Origin of the sequence: Sphingopyxis sp. Geo25, assembly GCF_949769135.1 — a bacterium.
Taxonomy (GTDB): Bacteria; Pseudomonadota; Alphaproteobacteria; order Sphingomonadales; family Sphingomonadaceae; genus Sphingopyxis.
This window is the reverse complement of sequence record NZ_CATKOZ010000003.1, coordinates 323,491-343,196: the sequence shown is the minus strand read 5'-3', so window position 1 is coordinate 343,196 and position 19,706 is coordinate 323,491. Positions and strand designations below refer to the sequence as shown.

Sequence of the window (19,706 nt, the reverse complement as noted above, 5' to 3'; positions counted from 1 at the left end):
CGAAGACGAGGGACTATGCCGAGCGAAGTCGAGGCCGTGCGTTCCGGTTCTCGTCTCGCTCGAACGAGCCCCTCGTCTTCGCTCGGGGATGCGGATAAACTGAGGATTGCCCGGTAATTCCATGAAGAGCGTCAAGCCTGCCGACTTCGAACGCCAGACCCGCCTCGATCCCGCGGTTCGCTTCGCCCTCCTCACCGGTCCCGACGAGGCGACGATGGGCGCGGTGGCGCAGCATCTGATCGGGCTGGCGGGGAAGGACGCCGAACGGCTCGACCTCACCGGTGCGCAGCTTTCGCAGGATCCGTCGTTGCTCGCCGCCGAGGCCGCCTCGATGTCGCTTTTTTCGCCCGCGCGCGTGATCCGGCTCGAAATCTCGGGTAGCGGCGACGACAGCCTCGCCGCCGTCGAAGCGTTGCTCGCCGCCGACACGGTGATCAACCCGGTGATCGCGACCGGCGCATCGATCACCGCCAAGTCGAAACTCGTGAAGCTCGTCGAAGGGTCGGACCATGCGGTGGCGGCGATCTGCTACCAGCCCGATCGCCGCGCGCTCGTCGGCATCGCGATGGCCGCGGCGCAGGAGCAGGGGCTGCGGCTCGCCAATGCCGAGGCGCAATTGCTCGTCGACCTCGTTTCGGGCGACCAGGCGCTGATGCGCCGCGAGATCGAGAAGATCGCGCTCTTCCTCGACGCCGCGCCCGACCGGCAGCGGCAGGTGACCCCCGCCGACATCGCCGCGCTCGGCGCCGCGACGCACGAGGAGGATGTCAGCGAATGCATCAACGTCGCGCTCGGCGGCAAGGTGCGCGATCTGCCCGAGATGCTGAGCACCGCGGCGGCGGTCGGCGTCGCCGAGATCCGCATCATCCGCGCACTCGGCATCCGCGCGATGCAGTTGGCGCGGCTGCGGGCAGAGGTCGACGCCGGCGCGCACCCCGCGACCGTCGTCGCGGCGAAGAGCAGCGGCGTCTTCTGGAAAGAGCGCGACGCGGTGACCGCCCAGCTCCACATCTGGGATTCGGTCCGCATCGCGCGGCTGATGACGCGGCTGCTCGATTGCGAGCGCGCGCTCAAATCCTCGGGCACCGCGGGCGCGGTGCTGTTCCGCAAGCTGATGACCGACATTGCGCACCAGGCTGCGCGGGCGCGCTGATTTTCCTCACGCGAAGGCGCGAACAAGAAAGTCTCACACAAAGACACAAAGAGGTCGAGTTGTCTCTGCGAACGCAGCGGATGACGCAACGTCGCTTCTAATTCGGCCGGACGAAGTCCGGTGTTGTTGCAACAAGTGGCTGCCCAGTGTTGCTTGCGATCTGGACTGCCATCTTTATGTCTTTGTGTGAGAAATTTCTATCTTCTTCGTGTGAGACAAAAAGAAACCGCCCGCTCGCGCAAGCGAACGGGCGGTTCCCGTAACCCTATCTACGCGATCAGAATTTGCCGCGCAGCGTCACGCCATAGGTCCGCGGTTCGGCGAGGAACTGCGAGAAGAGCTGGCGGCCGCCCGGATATTGCGGGTCAGCGAATGCGGTGCCGGTCGAGGTGCCGCCTTCCTGGAACGGCGAGTTGAACGCCACCTGCGCATATTGCTTGTTGAAGATATTCTGGCCCCAGAATTCGACGCTCCATTTTTCATCCGGGCCGCGAAGGCCGATGCGGGCATTGAAGATCGCATAGCCATCCTGTCCCTTCTGCGGGAACAGGTCGGAGCCGGTGTTATAGTCGCTGGTCATACGGCCATCGATATAGACGAGGCCGGTAAGCCCGCTGCTGCCGATATCGGGCGTCCAGGCGATGCTGCTCGTCGCGACCAGTTCGGGCGCGTTCGACAGGTTGTCGCCCGGGAGCAGGCGCAGCGCCTGATCGAGCGGGGCGCCCGAATTGTTGCCGACCAGATTGCTCCTGTACTTGGTTCGGGCATAGGTCAGGCCCGCGGTCATGCGGAAGCTGCGTGCGGGAACCAGCGAAGCCTCGAGCTCGAAGCCCTGCGAGCGCACGCCGTAACCCACGTCGTCCGACGGGCAGGCGCCCGTGGTTGCCGCCGCCGCATTATAGTTCGGCGCGCCGGTGAACTTGCTCTGGTCGCGATCGCCGCCGTTCAGGCTGCTCGAGCAGCCGTTGATGTTCTGGACGAGGAAGACCGTGCCGTTGAACGTGTTGAGCTGGAAGCTCGAGAAGTCCGACCGGAAGAAGGTCAGGCCGGCGCTGAACGGGCCGCTCGAATATTTTGCGCCCAGTTCGTAGCTGTTCACCTTTTCAGGGTCGAACTGCAGGTTGCCGACCAGTCCCTGCGCGCCGCCCGCGGTTGCCGCGAAGGGCAGGATCGGCGATTTCAGCGCCGACCGGTCGAGGTTGAAGCCGCCCGCCTTGTAGCCGCGCGAGTAGCTCGCATAGACCAACAGGTCGTCGACCGGCTTGAACGACAGGATCGCGGTGCCGGTAAACTCGTCTTCGCTACGCTTGTCGTTGATCGACACATTGTTGAGTTCGGCGGTCGAATTGCCCTGACAGCTGAGGCCGATCAGTGCGCCGGCGAGCGCGCGCGCGGTCGCGTTCGTGCTCGACAGATCGTCGAGAACGAGTCCCTGCACCGTGGTGCAAACCGTGTTGTCGTTGGTGAAGGTCGCCGAGAACTTCTTCTTGTCGTTCGTGTACCGCAGCCCGAACGTGAAATCGAGCGTGTCGGTGATGTGGAAGATATTGTGCGTGAAGAGCGCCCAATTCTCGCCATTCTGACGATAGACGTCGTTGATGCTGCCGCGGTCGTTGAGACCGTCGAGCGCGTTGAAGGCGGCGAGGATGTCAGGCCCCGATGCCCCGCTGGCGCCCGCGATCGTCGCGGGTCCGACGCCCGGAATCACGCAAAGCGGGTTGGTCGGCGAATAGAGGCCGGCGAGGCCGCCGCCCGAGATGATGCGGCAGTTCGCGAAGCGGCCATATTGGTTGCCGAAGCGCAGGTTGTCGCGCACGCGCAGCTTTTCGTTGGCATAGAAGCCGCCGACCAGCCAGTCGAGCTTGCCGTCGAACGCCTCGCCCTGCAGGCGCAGTTCCTGCGTGAAGGTGTGGAACTGGCGATAGGCGTCGTCGCTCGGGGCGCGATAGAGGATGTCGACCGCGCCATAGTCGAGGTCGCCCGCCTGGCTGGAGCGATATTCGCGGTAGGCGGTGATCGAGGTCAGCGTCGCGCCGCCGAGATCATAGTCGATCTGGCCCGAGAAGCCGTAATCCTTGGTCTTGCCGGCAAAGCTGCGTCCCGGGGTGACCGAGATATTGCGGCTATAGCCCTGGTTGAACGCCGCGAGCGGCTGGCCGAGGTCGGCGAGCACGCGCACGATATTGTTCGTCGTCGCGCTTGCGGGAACGCCGGGATTGTTGAGGTTGCCGATATAGGGATTGACCGACTGGCTGACATAGGTCGCGGCGCAGCATTCCTCGTCGCGATAGGTATAGTCGGCGATAAGGCGGACCGACAGCGCATCGGTCGGCTCGAACAAGAGCTGGCCGCGCAGGAAATAGCGGTCGCGGTTGTTGATGTCGCGATTGTTGTTGGTGTCGTTGTAGAAGCCGTCGCGCTTCACCCACACGCCGTCGAGGCGCGCGGCCAGCGTGTCGCCGAGCGGGCCGGTGACGCTCCCCGCCAGGCGCCAATAGTCATAATTGCCGTAGGTGATCTCGCCATTGGCGCCGAAGTTGAAGTCGGGCTTCTTCGAATAGATGCTGATCAGGCCCGCCGACGAGTTGCGGCCGCCGAGCGTGCCCTGCGGGCCACGCTGGACCTCGATGCGCTCGATTTCGCCAAGTTCGTTGAGGCCGATGCCCGAACGCGAGCGATAGACGCCGTCGATGAACACCGGGACCGAGCTTTCGAGGCCGGGGTTATCGCCGACCGTGCCGATGCCGCGGATACGCGCCGAGCCGTTCGCTTCCGAACCGGTCGACGAGACGAGCAGCGACGGGGCGACCTGGTTCAGCTGGCGGATGTCGTTCGCGCCGCTGTTCTGCAGCGCTTCGGCGCTGACGGCCGAAATCGCAACCGGCACGTCGGACAGCAGCTGGGCACGGCCCTGTGCGGTGACGACGATCGGCGCGTCGGCGCTGTCATCGGTGGTGTCGGTGGCATCCTGCGCCAAGGCGGGGACCGAAACGGCCGCTACGGCGATCGATACGCCGAGCGCGCTGCTGCGCAACCAGCGCGCGGCACGAAGGGAAGAAGATTTCATTGCGGGCACTCCTCTCAACATTTCATTATTTTTGTTGCCCGCCGAACATATCGAAATTGACCCGGCGATCCAGCCGGAGGCCTGCATTTGCGTCGTTTTTCGGGGGGTGATGCTTTTTGGTCACAGGCGGGGCAGTGGCGCGCCACACGCTGGACGGGTCAGCGGTGCGCGGCGATCCGGCTTTCCGTAACGTCATTATCGCCCGCGCCGCGGCAGGGAATCGACAGCAAGCGCCCGCGGGCGACGAGCATCGCGCGATAGGGTCCGGGGAAATTGCGGGCGATTGCAGAATCTTCGGCCGCGAGGCCGCCGGTCAGGCTGCCGAAGGCGGGCAGGATCAACCGCTGCGCATCGCCCGCAAAACAGGGGCGCGATACGGGGCGCCCGCGCAGGGTCAGCCGCAGCTTCGGGTGGAAATGCCCCGAGATTTCGGGCCGGGTTTCCTGTGCCTCGCTCTGGTGGCGAAAGACGATCCCGTCCGTCACCAGTTCGTCGGCGACCTCGCCGCCCCACGCGCCGCCCGAAAGGCCGTCGTGATTGCCCGCGATCCAGACGAGCTTCGTCGCCGCCGCATGGCGGAGCAGCCGCCCGGCGACCGCGGGCGCGATGCGCGCGGCGGCGTCGCGGTCGTGGAAACTGTCGCCAAGGCACCACAGCTGGCGCGCGCCGGTTTCGGCGACCAGCCTGGCCAGCCGGTCGAGCGTGTCGTGGCTGTCGTAAGGGGGCAGCGGCTGGCCGTGCGCGGCGTACCAGCTCGCCTTTTCGAGGTGCAGGTCCGCGACGATCAGAGCGCCGTGCTGCGGCCAGAACAGGGCGCGGTCGGCGAGCATCTGAAAGCTTTGGCCAGCAAAATCGAAAGCGACGGACATCGCCCCGCTATGGCGCCGCTGGCGCGCACGGGCAACTCCCCAGTCCGCGGCTAGCTTCCGCGCACCGCCATATTCGCGGCAAGGCGAAGTTTCGTGTCGCGGCTCGCGCCGTCGGGCAGGTCGAAGACGACGCGCTTGTTCGGGAAGTCGATCTCGACCCTGTCGAACAGCGCGAGGCTGTCCATCCCCAGCAGCAGCGCGGGCCGGTCCTCCAGCCCGAGCGCGCGGAAGGCCTGGCTGTCCGCGAAGCTCACCGGCAGATCGTTGACGTCCATGCCGGTGATCACGATGCGCTTGATCGCCGTGCGCAACGCGGGCACCGCCTCGCCCGACACGGCGTCGAGGGTCGACTCGATGAGCGGCAGCCGGTTCGCGCGGCGGCTCATCACCAGCTTTTGCAGCGCAAGGTTGCCGACGCTCGTCTGCGCGCCGGTGTCGACGATCACGTCGATGCGCTTTCCGTCGAGCCGCGCGTCGGACAGGATCAGCCGCCCGGCCGAATTGCGCGCCATCACGACGATCGCATCGTCGTCGCGGATAAGCGGCCGCGACTGTTTGCGGGTTTCGAGGATCTGCATGCTCTGCTTGCGGAAATCGATCAGGATTCGCCGTTCCTCGAGCATGTCGACGCCGATCAGCCCCGCGGCGCCGATGTGGCGCCCCGAAAAGGCGGGGGCATCGACGGCGGCGAGATGAAGGTCGGCCATCTGCAGCGCGGCGATGCGGTAACTCGCCACCGTTGCGGACCCGCCGATCGTCGCGAGGCGCAGCTTCTCGCCCTCGACCAGCTTCAGCCGCTCGGCGAGCTCGCGCGCGATTACCGTGCGCTCGGCGCCGGTGTCGACGAGGAAGGAAAAGGGCCCCTGACCGCCGACCATGACCTGCACCGCCATTCGCCGCGTCGCGTCGAGGTCGAAGGGCTGGACGATCGGGGTCACCACGACCGGCGGATCGATCGCTGCGCCGGGCGGCACCGCGGGCGCGGCGGCCGGTTCGGCCGGGGCTGGCGTGGGCGACGCGCCGGCCAGCAACGGCGCGGCGAGCAAAAGCGCCCAAGGGACGGACCGCTTCGAAACTTGGGTCATCGCAGGCATCCTCATTATATTTTGCGCCAATCTACGCCTCCTTGCCTTTCGCGGCAAGCGAAACGCCGGTTACGATGCCGGGCCGGATCGGGGCGCTAATCGGCGCGCATCGCCGCCTCGGCCAGCGTATCAGCCAGCTCGCCGAGCAGCGCGTCGTCGAGATCCGATGCCGCGACATTCTCGCGCCCGATCAGCACCAGCACCGGGATCGCGAGCGGGCTGATCCGGTCGAGCCGCTGGTGCACCATCGTCCCTGCCGCGCGGTCGAGCAGGTCGCCGAGCCGCGCGACATCGGTCAGCCGCTCGCGCGCGTCGGCCCAGGCGGCTTCGAGCAAGAGATGGTCGGGTTCGTATTTGCGCAGGACGTCGAAGATCAGGTCGGTCGAGAAGGTCACCTGCTTCCCGGTCTTGCGCTTGCCCGGATGCTGGCGTTCGATGAGGCCCCCGATCACCGCGACCTCGCGGAACGCACGTTTCAACAGGTGCGAGCTTTCGACCCATTCGATGAATTCTTCGGACAATATTTCGGCGTCGAACAGATTTTCGGGATGATCGACCGGGCGCAGCGACCAGATGGCGAGCGCATAGTCGGAGGCGACGAAACCCAGCGGCTGCAAGCCCGCCCGCTCCATCCGCTTGGTGATCAGCATCCCGAGCGACTGGTGCGCGTTCCAGCCCTCGAACGGATAGCAGACCAGATAATGATGCCCCTCGTGCGGGAAGGTCTCGACGAGCAGTTCGCCCGAGCGCGGCAGCACCGACCGCAATTGCTGCATTTCGAGCCAGAAGCGCACATCCTCGGGAAAGCGCCGCCAGCTTGCCGGATCGGCGAGGAAAACGCGCACCCGGTCGGCGAGCCGCGTCGAGAGCGCCATGCGCGCGCCGACATAGGAAGGAATGCGTGCGGGGCGTGTCGTCGGGCGAACAAGCAGATCGGTGTCGCGGATCGCCTCGACCTCGAGGCTGAGCCCTGCGAAGGCAAAGGTGTCGCCGGTCACCAGCGTGCTCGCGAAATATTCCTCGACGCTGCCCAATCTGCGCCCGTTCTTGAAGCGAACGTCGAGTGTCGGGGCATCGACGATGATCCCGGCGTTGAGCCTGTGCTGCGCGGCAAGGCGCGGGTGCGCGATCCGCCAGCCGCCCTGCCCGTCGGGCGCGAGACGCCGGAACCGGTCGTAGCTTTTGAGCGCATAGCCCCCGTCGCGCACGAAGCCGAGCAGGCGGCCGAAGGTCTCGGCATCGACCCAGCGATAGGGCGCCGCGCTGCGGATCTCGGCGAGCAATGCCTCCGCCCTGAACGGCGCCGCGCAGGCGAGCGCCATCACATGCTGCGCGAGCACGTCGAGCGCGCCGGGGCGGAAGCGGTCGGCGTCGCGCTCGCCCGCCTCGACCGCGTCCAATGCCGCGCGCGCTTCCAGATATTCGAAGCGGTTGCCGGGCACGATCAGCGCCCGGCTCGGCTCGTCGAGCCGGTGGTTCGCGCGCCCGATGCGCTGGAGCAGCCGCGACGATCCCTTGGGCGCTCCCATCTGGATCACGCAATCGACGTCGCCCCAGTCGAGCCCGAGGTCGAGGCTCGACGTTGCGACGAGCGCGCGCAGCCGTCCTTCGGCCATCGCTGCTTCGGCGCGCTGGCGCGCCTCCCGGTCGAGGCTGCCGTGGTGGATCGCGATCGGCAGCGACAGATCGTTGACCTTCCACAACTCCTGAAAGATCAGCTCAGCGAGCCCGCGCGTGTTGCAGAAGATGATCGTCGTGCGGTTCGCGGCGACGACGTCCATCACCTGATGCACCGCCCAGCGCCCCGAATGCCCCGCCCACGGCACCGCGCCCGCGGGCAGCAGGATGTCGATGTCGGGATCGGCGCCCGCCTCACCCTCGACCAGCGTAACCTTCCCGGCATCGGCATCGGGCGCCAGCCAGCCCGCATATTGCACCGGATCGGCGATCGTCGCCGACAGCCCGACGCGGCGCAGATCGGGTGCGATGTGCTGGAGCCGTGCGAGCGCCAGGCTCAGCAAATCGCCGCGCTTGCCGGGCGCGAAGGCATGGATTTCGTCGATCACCACCGTCTTCAGGTCCGCGAACATCGCGAAGCTGTCGGGATAGGAGAGCAGCAGCGACAAAGATTCGGGCGTCGTCAGCAGGATGTTCGGCGGCCGGCTGCGCTGGCGCGCCTTCTTGTCCGAACTCGTATCGCCGCTGCGACTCTCGACGCTGATGTCGAGCTCCATCTCGGCGATCGGGGCGGTGAGATTGCGCTCGACGTCGGCGGCGAGCGCCTTCAGCGGCGACACGTACAGCGTGTGCAGCCGGTCGGAAGGATGGTCGGCCAGATCGACGAGGCTCGGCAGAAACCCCGACAAGGTCTTGCCCGCGCCCGTCGCGGCGACAAGAAGCGCGTGCTCGCCCCGCTGCGCCGCCGCGAGCATGTCGGCCTGATGCCGCCGAAGCCGCCACCCGCGCGCGGCGAACCAGTCGGTGAAGGGGGCGGGGAGGGACATGAGTTGAACGTGGGGCGGGATAGAGGGGCGTGCAATGCTTTCTTGATCGTCGGCAATCGACCGGAAGCTGACCTATCTTTCATCGTCACCCCGGACTTGATCCGGGGTCCACGACTTCGGCGCTGCAATGGATCCCGGATCAAGTCCGGGATGACGAAGGTCTGGAAACCACCCCATAGCCGGCACGCCTTCAAATAGGCCTTTCCTACATTATCGGGCTATGCCAGCCTTCTTTCCGCTCTTTCGCTCGGTGGACAAAGGCGGTCGGGCTTGCGGCCGCGGCACGGCGTGCGGGATGGTTCGGCGATCCTGCCGGCCCAAAACGGGGATGCATAAGGCTGAACTTTCCTGAACTTTGAAAAATCCGGGCCGCGGCGAAGAAACAAGGCATGACCGATATCCGCTCTGAAACGGGCATGCGAAGGGCCCCGTGAATCGCGATTGACGGCCACCGAAAACGATATAAATATGATATCATCTTTATATCGACTGATTCGGAGGGAAACATGGTCGAGAGTGCAACGCCGGCGCTGAACCGCAGCCGCGAGACGCGGGCCGCGACGCAGAGCGGTTATCTGATGCTGCTGGTCTGGCTGCTGCTCGCGGGCGTCGCCGCCTGGGCGGTCGTCACCAACATCAACGGCGTCGAGGCCGCCTGGAAATGGGGCGTGCTGATCGCAGCGGCGATCGCGGGCACGGTGATCCTCTGCGGCTTCTATCTGATCAACCCCAACGAGGCGGCGGCGATCCAGCTGTTCGGCGCCTACAAGGGCACCGACCGCGAGGAGGGCCTCCGCTGGGTCCTTCCTTGGCTGACTCGCAAGAAGATCGCGGTGCGCGCGAACAACGTCATATCCGACAAGATCAAGGTCAACGACCTGCGCGGCAACCCGATCGAAATGGCGGCGCAGGTCGTGTGGCGCGTCACCGACACCGCGCAGGCGCTGTTCGACGTCGAGGATTACAAGGAATTCGTGATGGCGCAGATCGAGGCCGCGGTGCGCTCGATCGGCTCGCGCTATCCCTATGACGACATCGAGCATCAGGAAATCACCTTGCGGGGCAATCACGACGAGGTCGGGATCGAGCTCAGGAAGGCGCTGATCGAGCGGCTCGAGGTTGCGGGGATCACCGTCGACGAATGCGGGCTGACGCACCTCGCCTATGCGCAGGAGATCGCTGGCGCGATGCTCCGCCGTCAGCAGGCCGAGGCCGTCATCGCCGCCCGCAAAAAGCTGGTCGAGGGCGCGGTGACGATGGTCGAGATGGCGCTGACCCAATTGTCGGAAAAGGACGTCGTCCACCTCGACGACGAGCGCAAGGCGGCGATGGTGTCGAACCTGATGGTCGTCCTCTGCGGCGAGCGCGACACCCAGCCCGTCGTCAACACCGGGTCGCTCTACTGAGTTCGTCCGGTGGCTGCGTCGTCCAAGAAAGCCTTTGCCCTCCGTCTCGATCCGGCGCTCTACGCCGCGATCGAGCGGCTGGCCGCGGCCGAACTGCGCAGCGCCAATGCCGAGATCGAAATATTGCTGCGCGAGGCGCTCACGCGCCGCGGCGTCGGCGTCAAACGGTCGCAAGCGCCGAAACGCGGCCGGCCGCCGAAGACGGAGGAGAGCTGACATGCTGCATCTTTTGCGGGGCGATCGCCCATGGTTCCGCCCGAAGCGCCGCGGCTACGGCACCGGCCTGCCGATCGCTTGGCAGGGCTGGGTGATGCTGCTCGTCCATATCGCGCTGATCACCGGCGTGACGGTGTTGCTGCGCGAGCGGCCGTGGATGATGACGATCGCGGTGGTCCTCGCGGGGCTTCTGCCGATGCCGCTTTATCGTGCCAGGACCGAAGGCGGCTGGCGCTGGCGATAGGCATCTGCGATAATATTTGTGGACACCCGCCGATAGCGGGCCCGGCGCGCTTGCTCCAAAACTTCTAGATGGTTAAGGCCGGTCCCCATGACCGCCGCCGTACCTTCCGTCCGCATCGCCCCTTCGATCCTCAGCGCCGATTTCGCGCGGCTGGGCGAAGAGGTCCGCGCGATCGAGGAAGCGGGCGCCGACTGGGTGCATATCGATGTGATGGACGGCCATTTTGTGCCGAATCTGACGATCGGCCCGATGGTCGTGAAGGCGCTGCGCCCGCATTCGACCCTGCCCTTCGACGTCCATCTGATGATCTCGCCCGTCGATCACTTCCTCGACGCCTTTGCCGCCGCGGGCGCCGACATCATCACCGTCCATCCCGAAGCCGGACCGCACATCCACCGCAGCGTCCAGCACATCAAGTCGCTCGGCAAGCAGGCAGGGGTCTCGCTCAATCCCGCAACGCCCGCGAAGATGCTCGACTATCTGATCGACGATATCGACCTTGTCCTGATCATGAGCGTCAATCCGGGCTTTGGCGGCCAGAGCTTCATTTCCAGCCAGCTCCGCAAGATCGAGGCGGTGCGCAAGATGATCGACAAATCGGGCCGCGACATCCGGCTCGAGGTCGACGGCGGCATCGACGTCGCGACCGCGCCGCAGGCGATCGCCGCGGGCGCCGATGTCCTCGTCGCCGGCACCGCGACCTTCAAGGGCGGGCCCGACGCCTACGCCGACAATATCCGCCGCCTGCGCGGCTGATCGATGGAGGGGAGACCATTGACCTCTGCCCCGTCCAGCCCGATTCCCGACGCCGGCGAAGACGCGCCGCCCATCGACGACAGCATCGAACCGGGCAAGCGGCTGATCCGCCTGCCCGACGACAAGGGGCTGTCGCTTGGCGACCGGGTTGCCAACTACGTCACTCGCCTCACCTGGCGCACCCCGCTGCACGCCTTCCGCCTCAAGGGCCGCTTTCCCCTGAAGCTGCTCGGCGTCCCCGCCGATCCCGTGCCCGGCGACATGCGCGCGGGGACCGCGATCCGCGCCGGCCATTTCCTCCATCGCGGACTGAAGCTCTCGCTCGGCAATCTCGACTTCGCCGCGCTCGACGTTTCGCCGCCCTTCGCCGACTATCTGCACAGCTTCGCCTGGCTGCGTGACCTCGCGGCCACCGGCACCCGCGCCGACGGCGCCCCGATCGCCGAGGCGGTCGTGCGCCACTGGCTCGCCGTCCATGGCGAGGCGGTGAGCGAGCCCGCCTGGAAAGCCGACAACACCGGCTGGCGCATCCTCTTCTGGGCCGCGCACGCGCCGCTGATCCTGTCGTCGAGCGACCTCGTCTATCGCTCGGCGGTGCTCAACCATCTCGCGCGCGCCGCGCGCCATCTCGACCGTGTCGCCGACAAGACGCGTCCCGGCACCGGACAGCTCGTCGCGTGGATCGGCATCGTCGCCGCCTCGCTCCTCATGCCCGGCGGCGAGCCGCGGCAGGTGTTCGGCGAGGCGGGGCTGCGCAAGGTCATCGAGACCAGCTTCTACGCCGACGGCGGCAACATCGCGCGCGCGCCGCAGGCGCAGCTCGACGCGATCATGGCGCTGTCGATGCTCGCGCGCATCTACGACATGCGCCGCATGGAGGTCCCGCCCTTCCTGCAGGAGGCGCTTGCCCGCACCGTTCCGGCGCTGCTCGGCCTCGTCCACGCCGATGGCGGCATGGGTAGCTGGCAGGGCAGCGGTGCGACCTCGGCGCTCAACATCCAATATGTCGTCGCCGCAAGCGGGGTGCGCACGCGTCCGCTCAAGCAGGCCCGCGACTGGGGCTATCAACGGATGGTCGCCAACCGCGTCGTCCTGCTCGCCGACGCCGCGCCGCCGCCGATCGCCCGCGTGACCGAGGCGGGCTGCGCCTCGACCCTTGCCTTCGAGCTCAGCGACGGCGACGAACGCATTGTCGTCAATTGCGGCGGCGCCGCGCTGACCGGCGCGACGATCCCCGCCGACCTCGCGCGCGGCCTGCGCACCACCGCGGCGCATTCGACGCTGACGATCGGCGACACCAATTCGACCGCGATCCTTGCGAGCGGCCTGCTCGGCCGCGGGGTGACCGAGGTCGAGCTCGACCGGCGCGAGACGCCGCAGGGCAGCCGGCTCGAGATGAGCCACGACGGCTATGCGCGCCGCCACGGGCTGATCCACCGCCGCCTCCTGATCCTGTCGCCGAACGGGCGCGAGCTGCGCGGCGAAGACATGCTGCTCCCGGCCCCGCGTACCCGGCGCAAGGGCGACAAGCCCTATACGCTGCGCTTCCACCTCGGCCGCAACATCTCGGCCAGCCTGACCGCCGACAAGCTCGGCGCGCTGCTGCGCATCAGCGGCGGGCCGCTGTGGCAGTTCCGCACCTCCGAAGGCACGCTCGACGTCGAGGAGAGCCTGTGGGTCGACGGCGACGGCCGCCCGCACCCGACCGAACAGCTCGTCGTCACCGGCATCGCGCCGGCGGGCGGCGCTAGCATCGGCTGGATCTTCAAGCATATCGGATAGGGAATCGCGTCGGCGATCGGCCGGTTGCGGACTCGTCTTTTCTCGTCACCCTCGAACGGGGCAAGTGGCTCGGTCGACTTGATCCAGGGTCGATGCGTTCGGCACTGCGAGGGATCCCGGATCAAGTCCGGGATGATGAAGGTCTGCTTTACGACCGGTCGCGGCCCTGACTGACCCCGTTCGCATCGAGCGAAGTCGAGATGCCCCTCGGTCCAGGTGCTGCTTCGATGGGTGTCTCGACTTCGTTCGACACGAACGGAAATAGGGGACGGTCTGGAAACCACCCCCAAGCAGACAATCGGCCCATTCGAATCCTGCGGCCGACGCCCCGCAAGCGAGCGCCGGCCGCCGGACCTTCTAGAAAGCGTAGCGCGCCATCAGCTGGAAAACCGGCCCGGCCTTCTCGCGCTCCAGTTCATATTCGTCGAAGTTGCGATCGACCTGATCCTCGACCGTCGTGAACTTGTTGAAGCGTTCGCGCTTCGCGCCGTTCAGCAGGTTCTGCCCGACGGCGCGGATCGTGAAGCTCTTCCCGATGCGCTTTTCGACGAAGATTTCGAGGTCGGCGCCATAGGTGGTGAACACCTCCTCGCCGACGGTGCGGTCGAACGCCCCGCCCTGCTTGCGATAGGTCGCGCCGAACGCCGCGCCGATCGACTTGATGTCCTGGATCAGGCCGAAGTTATAAACATATTTGCTCTGGCCGTTGAAGCGGCGCTTGCCGAATTCGTCGGTGATCTTGCTGTCGAGCCACGAGACGTTGCCGAAGATGCCGGTGTCGGGCAGTCCGACGAAGCCGAGGTCGGTCGACAGGTCGAATTCGACACCATAAACCTTGCCGTCGCCGATGTTCTGCGGCTGATAGACAAAGGTGCCCGGCCCTTCCGATCCCTCTTCGCCGGTGTTGGTGAGCTCGATCAGGTCGTTCACCTTGCGGTAGAAAAAGTTGATCCCCGCGATGCCCGAACGGCCGAGACGCTGTTCGTAGCCGACATCGAAACCCCAGGCGGTTTCGGGATCGAGCAGCGGGTTGCCGAGGAGATCGTTGTCGCCCAGTTCGGCTTCGAGCGTGGCGGGCGAGAGAAAATTGAACTCGGGGCGGCGGCTCGTCCGCGCCGCCGATGCGATGATGCGGCCGCGCGGACCGACGTCGATCTTGACCGATGCCGAGGGAAGCAGCTTCTCATATTCGTTGGTGAAGCGCTGCAGCGCCGCGGGCACGGTCAGGTCGTCGATGGTGAGGTCGGTCGTCTCGTAGCGAACCCCGGCCTCCCACTTCACGCCCGGCATGTCGCCTTCGACAAGGACGAAACCGTCGAGGCGCTTTTCCTCGATCATGTTCACGCCGCCCACCGCGGGCACGAAGGCGCCGAAGGTGCGGACGAATTCGGTCGGGTTGCGCGCGAACTGGTCATAGCCCTGACGGTCGGCGGCGGTCAGATTGTAGCGGTCGCGCGGCGCCTCGGTGATCGACGTGTCGCGGTCCTTGTCCTGCCAGAAGCCGCCGAAAACCAGCTTCGCGGTGTCGCCCAGCTCGACCTCATGCTCGAGCCGCACCGAAAACTCCTTGTCGGTGATGCCGGTGCGCGTCTGGTCGCCGGTAAAGCGCGGCAGCGCGCGATCGAACTCGACCTCATATTCGGTCTCGAAGCGATCCTCGTCGAAATAGGCGTACCCGACCTTCAGGCTCGTCTCGCCCGCCGACCAGCGATGCGCGAGCTTGCCGTTCACGCTGTAATTGTCCTGATTGATCTTTGCGACATTGGCGTTGTCGACGGTCAGATTGCCCGGCGGCGTCGCGCGAACCGGACCGTTGACGGCGGTCGGATCATTATATTCGAAGCTGCGCTCGTCTTCGGTGCGGTCGGTATGAACATAGAAGCCGTTCACCGAGAAATCGGTGGTATCGCCCTTGATGTCATAGGTCGCGTTGAACGAATAATCCTTGCCGTCGCGCGTATCGCGCTGGTCTTCGCGGTTGTCGAAATCGTCGGTCGCGAAATCGGGGTTGTTCTCGGGCGAATCGCCATAGCGCAGCGACAGCTTCTTCTTCGGGTTGTGGCGACCCTGGAAATTGCCGCCGAGCAAGAAGCGGCCGGGGCCGAGCGCGCCGCCGACCACACCGCCGAGGCTGGGTTCGAGTTCATTGTCGTCGAACAGCAGCCCGCCCGCTCGGAGATAGCCGCCGTCGAGCTCGTAACCGTCGCGCAGTTTGATGTTGAGTGTGCCCGCCACCGCGTCTCCGGTCCGGCGCGCCGACGACGAGCGGACGATCTCGACGCGGTCGATCAGTTCGGCGGGGATGCGGTCGAGGAAGAAGCTGCGGTCGGCGTTCGACCCCGGCACCTTCTCCCCGTTGATCAGAATCTGCGTATAGCCCGGCGGCAGGCCGCGCAGCCGCGCGCCGTCGCTTTCGATGACGTCGGAGAGGAAGGTCACCGACGGCACCCGCTTCAGCGCGTCGCCCGCGGTCAGCGGCTCGAAGCGCTGGAAAAACTCGCTGTCATAAGAAACGACCGGCTCGGCCCCACTCTCGCTGCGGTTGCGATAGCCGATACCGCCGAGAACGACGATTTCCTGCGACGTCGTGATCGTCCCATCCTCGTTCTGGACCGGCGCGGTATCCTGCGCAGCGGCGGGGCTGGCAACGAGCGCAGCGACGATCGCGAGCGTTGCGGCGGAATGCAGGCGGAAAGGTCGAATCATGGATGGGGCCCCCTTGTTTGCGTTGCAGGGGCCTCTAGGGGCGGGGTGTGACAGTTTGCGGCGACAGAGATGACGCTTCGATGACGCTTAAGTGACCGAGATATTGTGGGATTGACGCGCTGCCGCTTTGCTGGAACGGGGCGCGGCCTAGGCGCTTTCGGCGCACAGCAACAGGGGGAAATCGCGTGGCCCGAACCGATCGTTGGAAGCTGCTGACTTCGCTCGCCTTTACATCGACGTTGACCGCGTGCGCCGGAATGCAGGCACCCGCCATCACCGGACTGCCGCCGGTGCAGGTCGCCGCGGGCGGCGAGACCGCGCCGGTCGGAACGGGCAAAGCCGACGCGGCCGACGATCCGGCGATCTGGATCGATCCCGCGAACCCCAACCGCGCGATGATCGTCGCGACCGACAAGAAGGCCGGGCTTCACGTCTATGACCTGGCGGGCAAGGACATAGCCTTCGCGCAGGCGGGGCTCGTCAACAATGTCGACGTCGCGGGCAACATCATCGTCGCAAGCGACCGCAACGACGGGTTGAACGCGCATCTCGCGCTGTTCCGCCTCGACGCCGACAAGCCCGCGATCGTCTCGCTCGGCCGCGCCGCGGCGGGCGTGGGCGAGGCCTATGGCCTTTGCCTGAAGAAGAGCGCGCCGGGCGAACCGATCACCGCCGCGCTGATCGTCAAGGACGGCACGGTGCGCGTCGGCACGCTGACCGCCGAGGGCACGCCGACCTTTGCGGTCCGGTGGGAGTACAAGATCCCGACCCAGTCCGAAGGCTGCGTCTTCGACAGCGACACGCTTTACGTGGGCGAGGAAGACGCCGGCATCTGGCAACTCGAGCAAAGCGGCACCACCGCCACCGCACGCCTCGTCGCGCCGGTCGACAACCAGCGCCTGGTCGCCGACGTCGAGGGTCTGGCGACGATCGATCACAAGGGCCAGCGCTACCTCATCGCGTCGAGCCAGGGCGACAACGCCTATGCGGTCTTCAAGCTTCCGGGGATGGACTATGTCGGCCGCTTTGCGGTCGCCGCGGGCCAGTATGGCGCGACGAGCGAGACCGACGGGATCGAGGCGGTCGCGGGCAATTTCGGCCCCGCCTATCCCGATGGCATCTTCCTCGCGCAGGACGGCGACAACGCTCCCAAGGCGCAGAATTTCAAGCTGGTGCGCTGGGACCGGATCGCGGCAGCACTCGGGCTGTAGCTTCGGACGACACAGACTCCGTGCGCCCCTGCGAAGGCAGGGGCACATCTCCGGTGGGTGCAAGGTAGAACTGGCCGGAGAAGGGTCACCCCTTCGCGGGGACACGATGCGTTTATCGGCCAACGCGGCTTGCGATAGCGGGCGCACCCGCCTAGGGCGTCCGCGTCTTTCCTGTCTCGCAAAGGCCGCCCCTTCCCATGACCGATCTGATTTCCGTCCGCCGCGCGCTTCTCTCCGTCAGCGACAAGGCGGGGCTCGCCGAGCTTGCCGCCGCGCTGGTCAAGCACGGCGTCGAGCTGGTGTCGACCGGCGGCACCGCAAAGGCGCTGCGCGAGGCGGGGCATGCCGTTCTCGACGTCTCCGACCTCACGGGCTTTCCCGAGATGATGGACGGCCGCGTCAAGACGCTGCACCCGACGGTTCACGGCGGCATCCTCGCGGTCCGCGACGACGCGGCGCATGTCGCCTCGATGGAGGCGCATGGGATCGGCGGCATCGACCTCGTCGTGGTCAACCTCTACCCCTTCCTCCAGACGGTGACGAGCGGCGCCGACCGCGACACGATCATCGAGAATATCGACATCGGCGGCCCGGCGATGGTGCGCTCGTCGGCGAAGAACCACGCTTTCGTCGGCATCGTCACCGAGCCCGAGGATTATGCCGCGGTCATCGCCGAGATGGACGCCAATGGCGGCGCGACGACGCTGGCGCTGCGCAAGCGCCTCGCGGCGACCGCCTTCGCGCACACCGCAACCTATGACAGCATGATCGCGCAATGGTTCGCCTTCGCCGATCAGGGGAAATTTTTCCCCGATACGCTGCCGCTGACCACCAGGCTCGCGAGCGAACTGCGCTATGGCGAGAACCCGCACCAGAAGGCCGCGCTTTATCTGCCCGTCGGCCCTGCGGCGCGCGGCATCGCGCAGGCCGAGCAAGTGCAGGGCAAGGAGCTTTCCTACAACAATATCAACGACGCCGACGCCGCGGTCGAACTCGTCGCGGAATTTCGCGACGCCGATCCGACCTGCGTCATCGTCAAGCACGCCAATCCCTGCGGCGTCGCGACCGCGGCGACGATCGCCGAGGCCTATGACGCCGCGCTGAAATGCGACGATGTCTCGGCCTTCGGCGGCATCATCGCGGTCAACCGGCCGCTCGACGGCGCGACCGCCGAAGCGATCAGCGGGATTTTCACCGAGGTCGTCTGCGCGCCCGACGCCGACGCCGATGCACGCGCGGTGTTCGCGAAGAAGAAGAATCTCCGCCTGCTGCTGACGGGCGATCTGCCCGATCCGGCGCGCGGCGGACTGATGATGAAGACGATCGCGGGCGGGTGGCTCGCCCAGAGCCGCGACAATGGCCGCATCACCCGCGCCGACCTCAAAATCGTCACCGACCGCGCGCCGACCGAGGAAGAACTTGCCGACGCGCTCTTCGCCTGGACGATCGCCAAGCATGTGAAGTCGAACGCGATCGTCTATGCCAAGGGCGGGTCGACCGCGGGCATCGGCGCGGGGCAAATGAACCGCCGCGACAGCGCGCGCATCGCCGCGGTCAAGGCGCGCGAAGCCGCGGAAAGCCATGGCTGGGCGCAGCCGCGCACCGTCGGCAGCGCGGTCGCGAGCGATGCCTTCTTCCCCTTCGCCGACGGCCTGCTCGCGGCGGTCGAGGCTGGCGCGACCTGCGTGATCCAGCCGGGCGGCTCGATCCGCGACGACGAAGTGATCGCGGCGGCGAACACGGCGGGGCTGGCGATGGTGTTCACCGGGATGCGGCACTTCCGCCACTGATGTGCCTGTTCCCCGGCGAAAGCCGGGGTCCATGTCGGTCGGTGCCGCATGGATCCCGGCTTTCGCCGGGAAACAGCTTCGGCGCGTCTCGACTTCGCGCGACACGAACGGCATAGGGAGGCGGTGGTCATCCTGACCCGACGACAAGGACCTGCATGACCGCCACCGCCCATCGCCCCGGCCTGATCCAGCGGCTCTACATCTGGACGATGGAGAAATCGGCGCATCCGCACGCCGAATATTGGCTGGCGCTGGTGTCGTTCGTCGAGGCCAGCTTCTTCCCGATCCCGCCGCATCCGCTGCTCGGGCTGATGTGCCTCGCGAACCCGAAGAAGGCGGTGCGCTACGCGATCATCTGCACGCTCGCGTCGGTCGCGGGCGGGATGCTCGGCTATTCGATCGGCTATTTCCTCTATGAAAGCGTCGGGCTGTGGCTGCTCGGGGTGCTCGGGCTCACCGACGCCTTTCCGCCGGCCGCCTGTTATCTGCGCGAATTCGGCGCCGAGATCATCCTGATCAAGGGCGCGACGCCGATCCCGTTCAAGCTGCTGACGATCACCGCCGGCTTCATCCACATGAATTTCTGGACTTTCCTGTGGGCGAGCCTCGCCAGCCGGGCTTTTTCGTTCATGCTCGTCGGAATCCTGTTCCGGCTGTTCGGGGCACCGATCAAGGCGTTCATCGACAAATATCTGATCTGGGTCACCGGCGCCTTCCTCGTCGCCGTGGTCGCGGGGTTCCTCGCGATCGGCGCGCTGTCGGGCGACAAGGGCGAGAAAAAGGTCGACAAATGCAGCGGCGCGACGCTGGAAAGCATCGGACTCGACCGGGAGTAGAACACCCCATTTTTCGTCATCCCGGACTTGATCCGGGATCCATCGCTCCACGCTGCGTAGATGGACCCCGGATCAGGTCCG

14 protein-coding genes are annotated in these 19,706 nt (G+C 66.4%); 9 read left to right on the top strand and 5 right to left on the bottom strand.

The features are described 5' to 3' along the window. Positions 1-121 precede the first annotated feature (121 nt). Positions 122-1,153 carry a DNA polymerase III subunit delta gene (gene holA, locus QOL68_RS12200; RefSeq protein WP_282949273.1) on the top strand — a complete coding sequence of 344 codons (1,032 nt, stop codon included), beginning with the start codon at positions 122-124 and terminating at the stop codon, positions 1,151-1,153. Between the two features lie 277 nt (positions 1,154-1,430). Here holA and QOL68_RS12195 read toward each other — a convergent pair whose 3' ends face one another. From QOL68_RS12195 to QOL68_RS12180, 4 genes are all read right to left on the bottom strand, one after another. Then, positions 1,431-4,220, bottom strand: a complete 2,790-nt coding sequence (locus tag QOL68_RS12195; protein ID WP_282949274.1) for a TonB-dependent receptor — start codon at positions 4,218-4,220, stop codon at positions 1,431-1,433. 158 nt (positions 4,221-4,378) lie between these two features. Continuing rightward, entirely contained in the window at positions 4,379-5,089 is a 711-nt protein-coding gene (gene pdeM, locus QOL68_RS12190; RefSeq protein ID WP_282949275.1) for a ligase-associated DNA damage response endonuclease PdeM, read from the bottom strand. A gap of 50 nt (positions 5,090-5,139) precedes the next feature. Beyond that, a complete protein-coding gene (locus QOL68_RS12185; RefSeq protein ID WP_204994286.1) occupies positions 5,140-6,174 on the bottom strand; it encodes an aspartyl protease family protein in 1,035 nt (344 codons plus the stop codon). 95 nt (positions 6,175-6,269) lie between these two features. Continuing rightward, the gene (locus tag QOL68_RS12180; protein ID WP_282949276.1) at positions 6,270-8,678 is read right to left on the bottom strand and encodes a ligase-associated DNA damage response DEXH box helicase; all 2,409 of its coding nucleotides are present in this window, start codon (positions 8,676-8,678) and stop codon (positions 6,270-6,272) included. 506 nt (positions 8,679-9,184) lie between these two features. Here QOL68_RS12180 and QOL68_RS12175 point away from each other — a divergent pair. The 5 genes from QOL68_RS12175 to QOL68_RS12155 all read left to right on the top strand — a co-directional run bounded on the left by QOL68_RS12175 (position 9,185) and on the right by QOL68_RS12155 (position 13,082). Next, positions 9,185-10,084 carry an SPFH domain-containing protein gene (locus tag QOL68_RS12175; RefSeq protein ID WP_282949277.1) on the top strand — a complete coding sequence of 300 codons (900 nt, stop codon included), beginning with the start codon at positions 9,185-9,187 and terminating at the stop codon, positions 10,082-10,084. A gap of 9 nt (positions 10,085-10,093) precedes the next feature. Next, on the top strand, positions 10,094-10,300 hold the full coding sequence (locus tag QOL68_RS12170; RefSeq protein ID WP_058454183.1) for a type II toxin-antitoxin system antitoxin: 207 nt from the start codon (positions 10,094-10,096) through the stop codon (positions 10,298-10,300). 1 nt (position 10,301) lies between these two features. Next, positions 10,302-10,544, top strand: coding sequence for a hypothetical protein (locus QOL68_RS12165; protein WP_282949278.1), 243 nt, complete (start codon positions 10,302-10,304; stop codon positions 10,542-10,544). Between the two features lie 87 nt (positions 10,545-10,631). After that, complete coding sequence (gene rpe, locus QOL68_RS12160; RefSeq protein WP_282949279.1) at positions 10,632-11,300, top strand: ribulose-phosphate 3-epimerase; 669 nt, start codon at positions 10,632-10,634, stop codon at positions 11,298-11,300. A 3-nt stretch (positions 11,301-11,303) separates the two neighbouring features. Next, positions 11,304-13,082: a heparinase II/III family protein gene (locus QOL68_RS12155; RefSeq protein WP_058454180.1), complete on the top strand. Its 1,779-nt coding sequence runs from the start codon at positions 11,304-11,306 to the stop codon at positions 13,080-13,082. A 357-nt stretch (positions 13,083-13,439) separates the two neighbouring features. Here QOL68_RS12155 and QOL68_RS12150 read toward each other — a convergent pair whose 3' ends face one another. Then, the gene (locus QOL68_RS12150; RefSeq protein ID WP_282949280.1) at positions 13,440-15,788 is read right to left on the bottom strand and encodes a TonB-dependent receptor plug domain-containing protein; all 2,349 of its coding nucleotides are present in this window, start codon (positions 15,786-15,788) and stop codon (positions 13,440-13,442) included. A gap of 185 nt (positions 15,789-15,973) precedes the next feature. Between QOL68_RS12150 and QOL68_RS12145 the strand changes: the two genes are divergently transcribed. From QOL68_RS12145 to QOL68_RS12135, 3 genes are all read left to right on the top strand, one after another. Beyond that, positions 15,974-16,999 carry a phytase gene (locus tag QOL68_RS12145; RefSeq protein WP_282949281.1) on the top strand — a complete coding sequence of 342 codons (1,026 nt, stop codon included), beginning with the start codon at positions 15,974-15,976 and terminating at the stop codon, positions 16,997-16,999. Positions 17,000-17,196: 197 nt separating this feature from the next. Further along, positions 17,197-18,789: a bifunctional phosphoribosylaminoimidazolecarboxamide formyltransferase/IMP cyclohydrolase gene (gene purH / locus QOL68_RS12140; protein ID WP_282949282.1), complete on the top strand. Its 1,593-nt coding sequence runs from the start codon at positions 17,197-17,199 to the stop codon at positions 18,787-18,789. Between the two features lie 182 nt (positions 18,790-18,971). Next, positions 18,972-19,625, top strand: a complete 654-nt coding sequence (locus QOL68_RS12135) for a YqaA family protein (protein ID WP_282949516.1) — start codon at positions 18,972-18,974, stop codon at positions 19,623-19,625. The last annotated feature ends 81 nt before the right edge of the window (positions 19,626-19,706 follow it).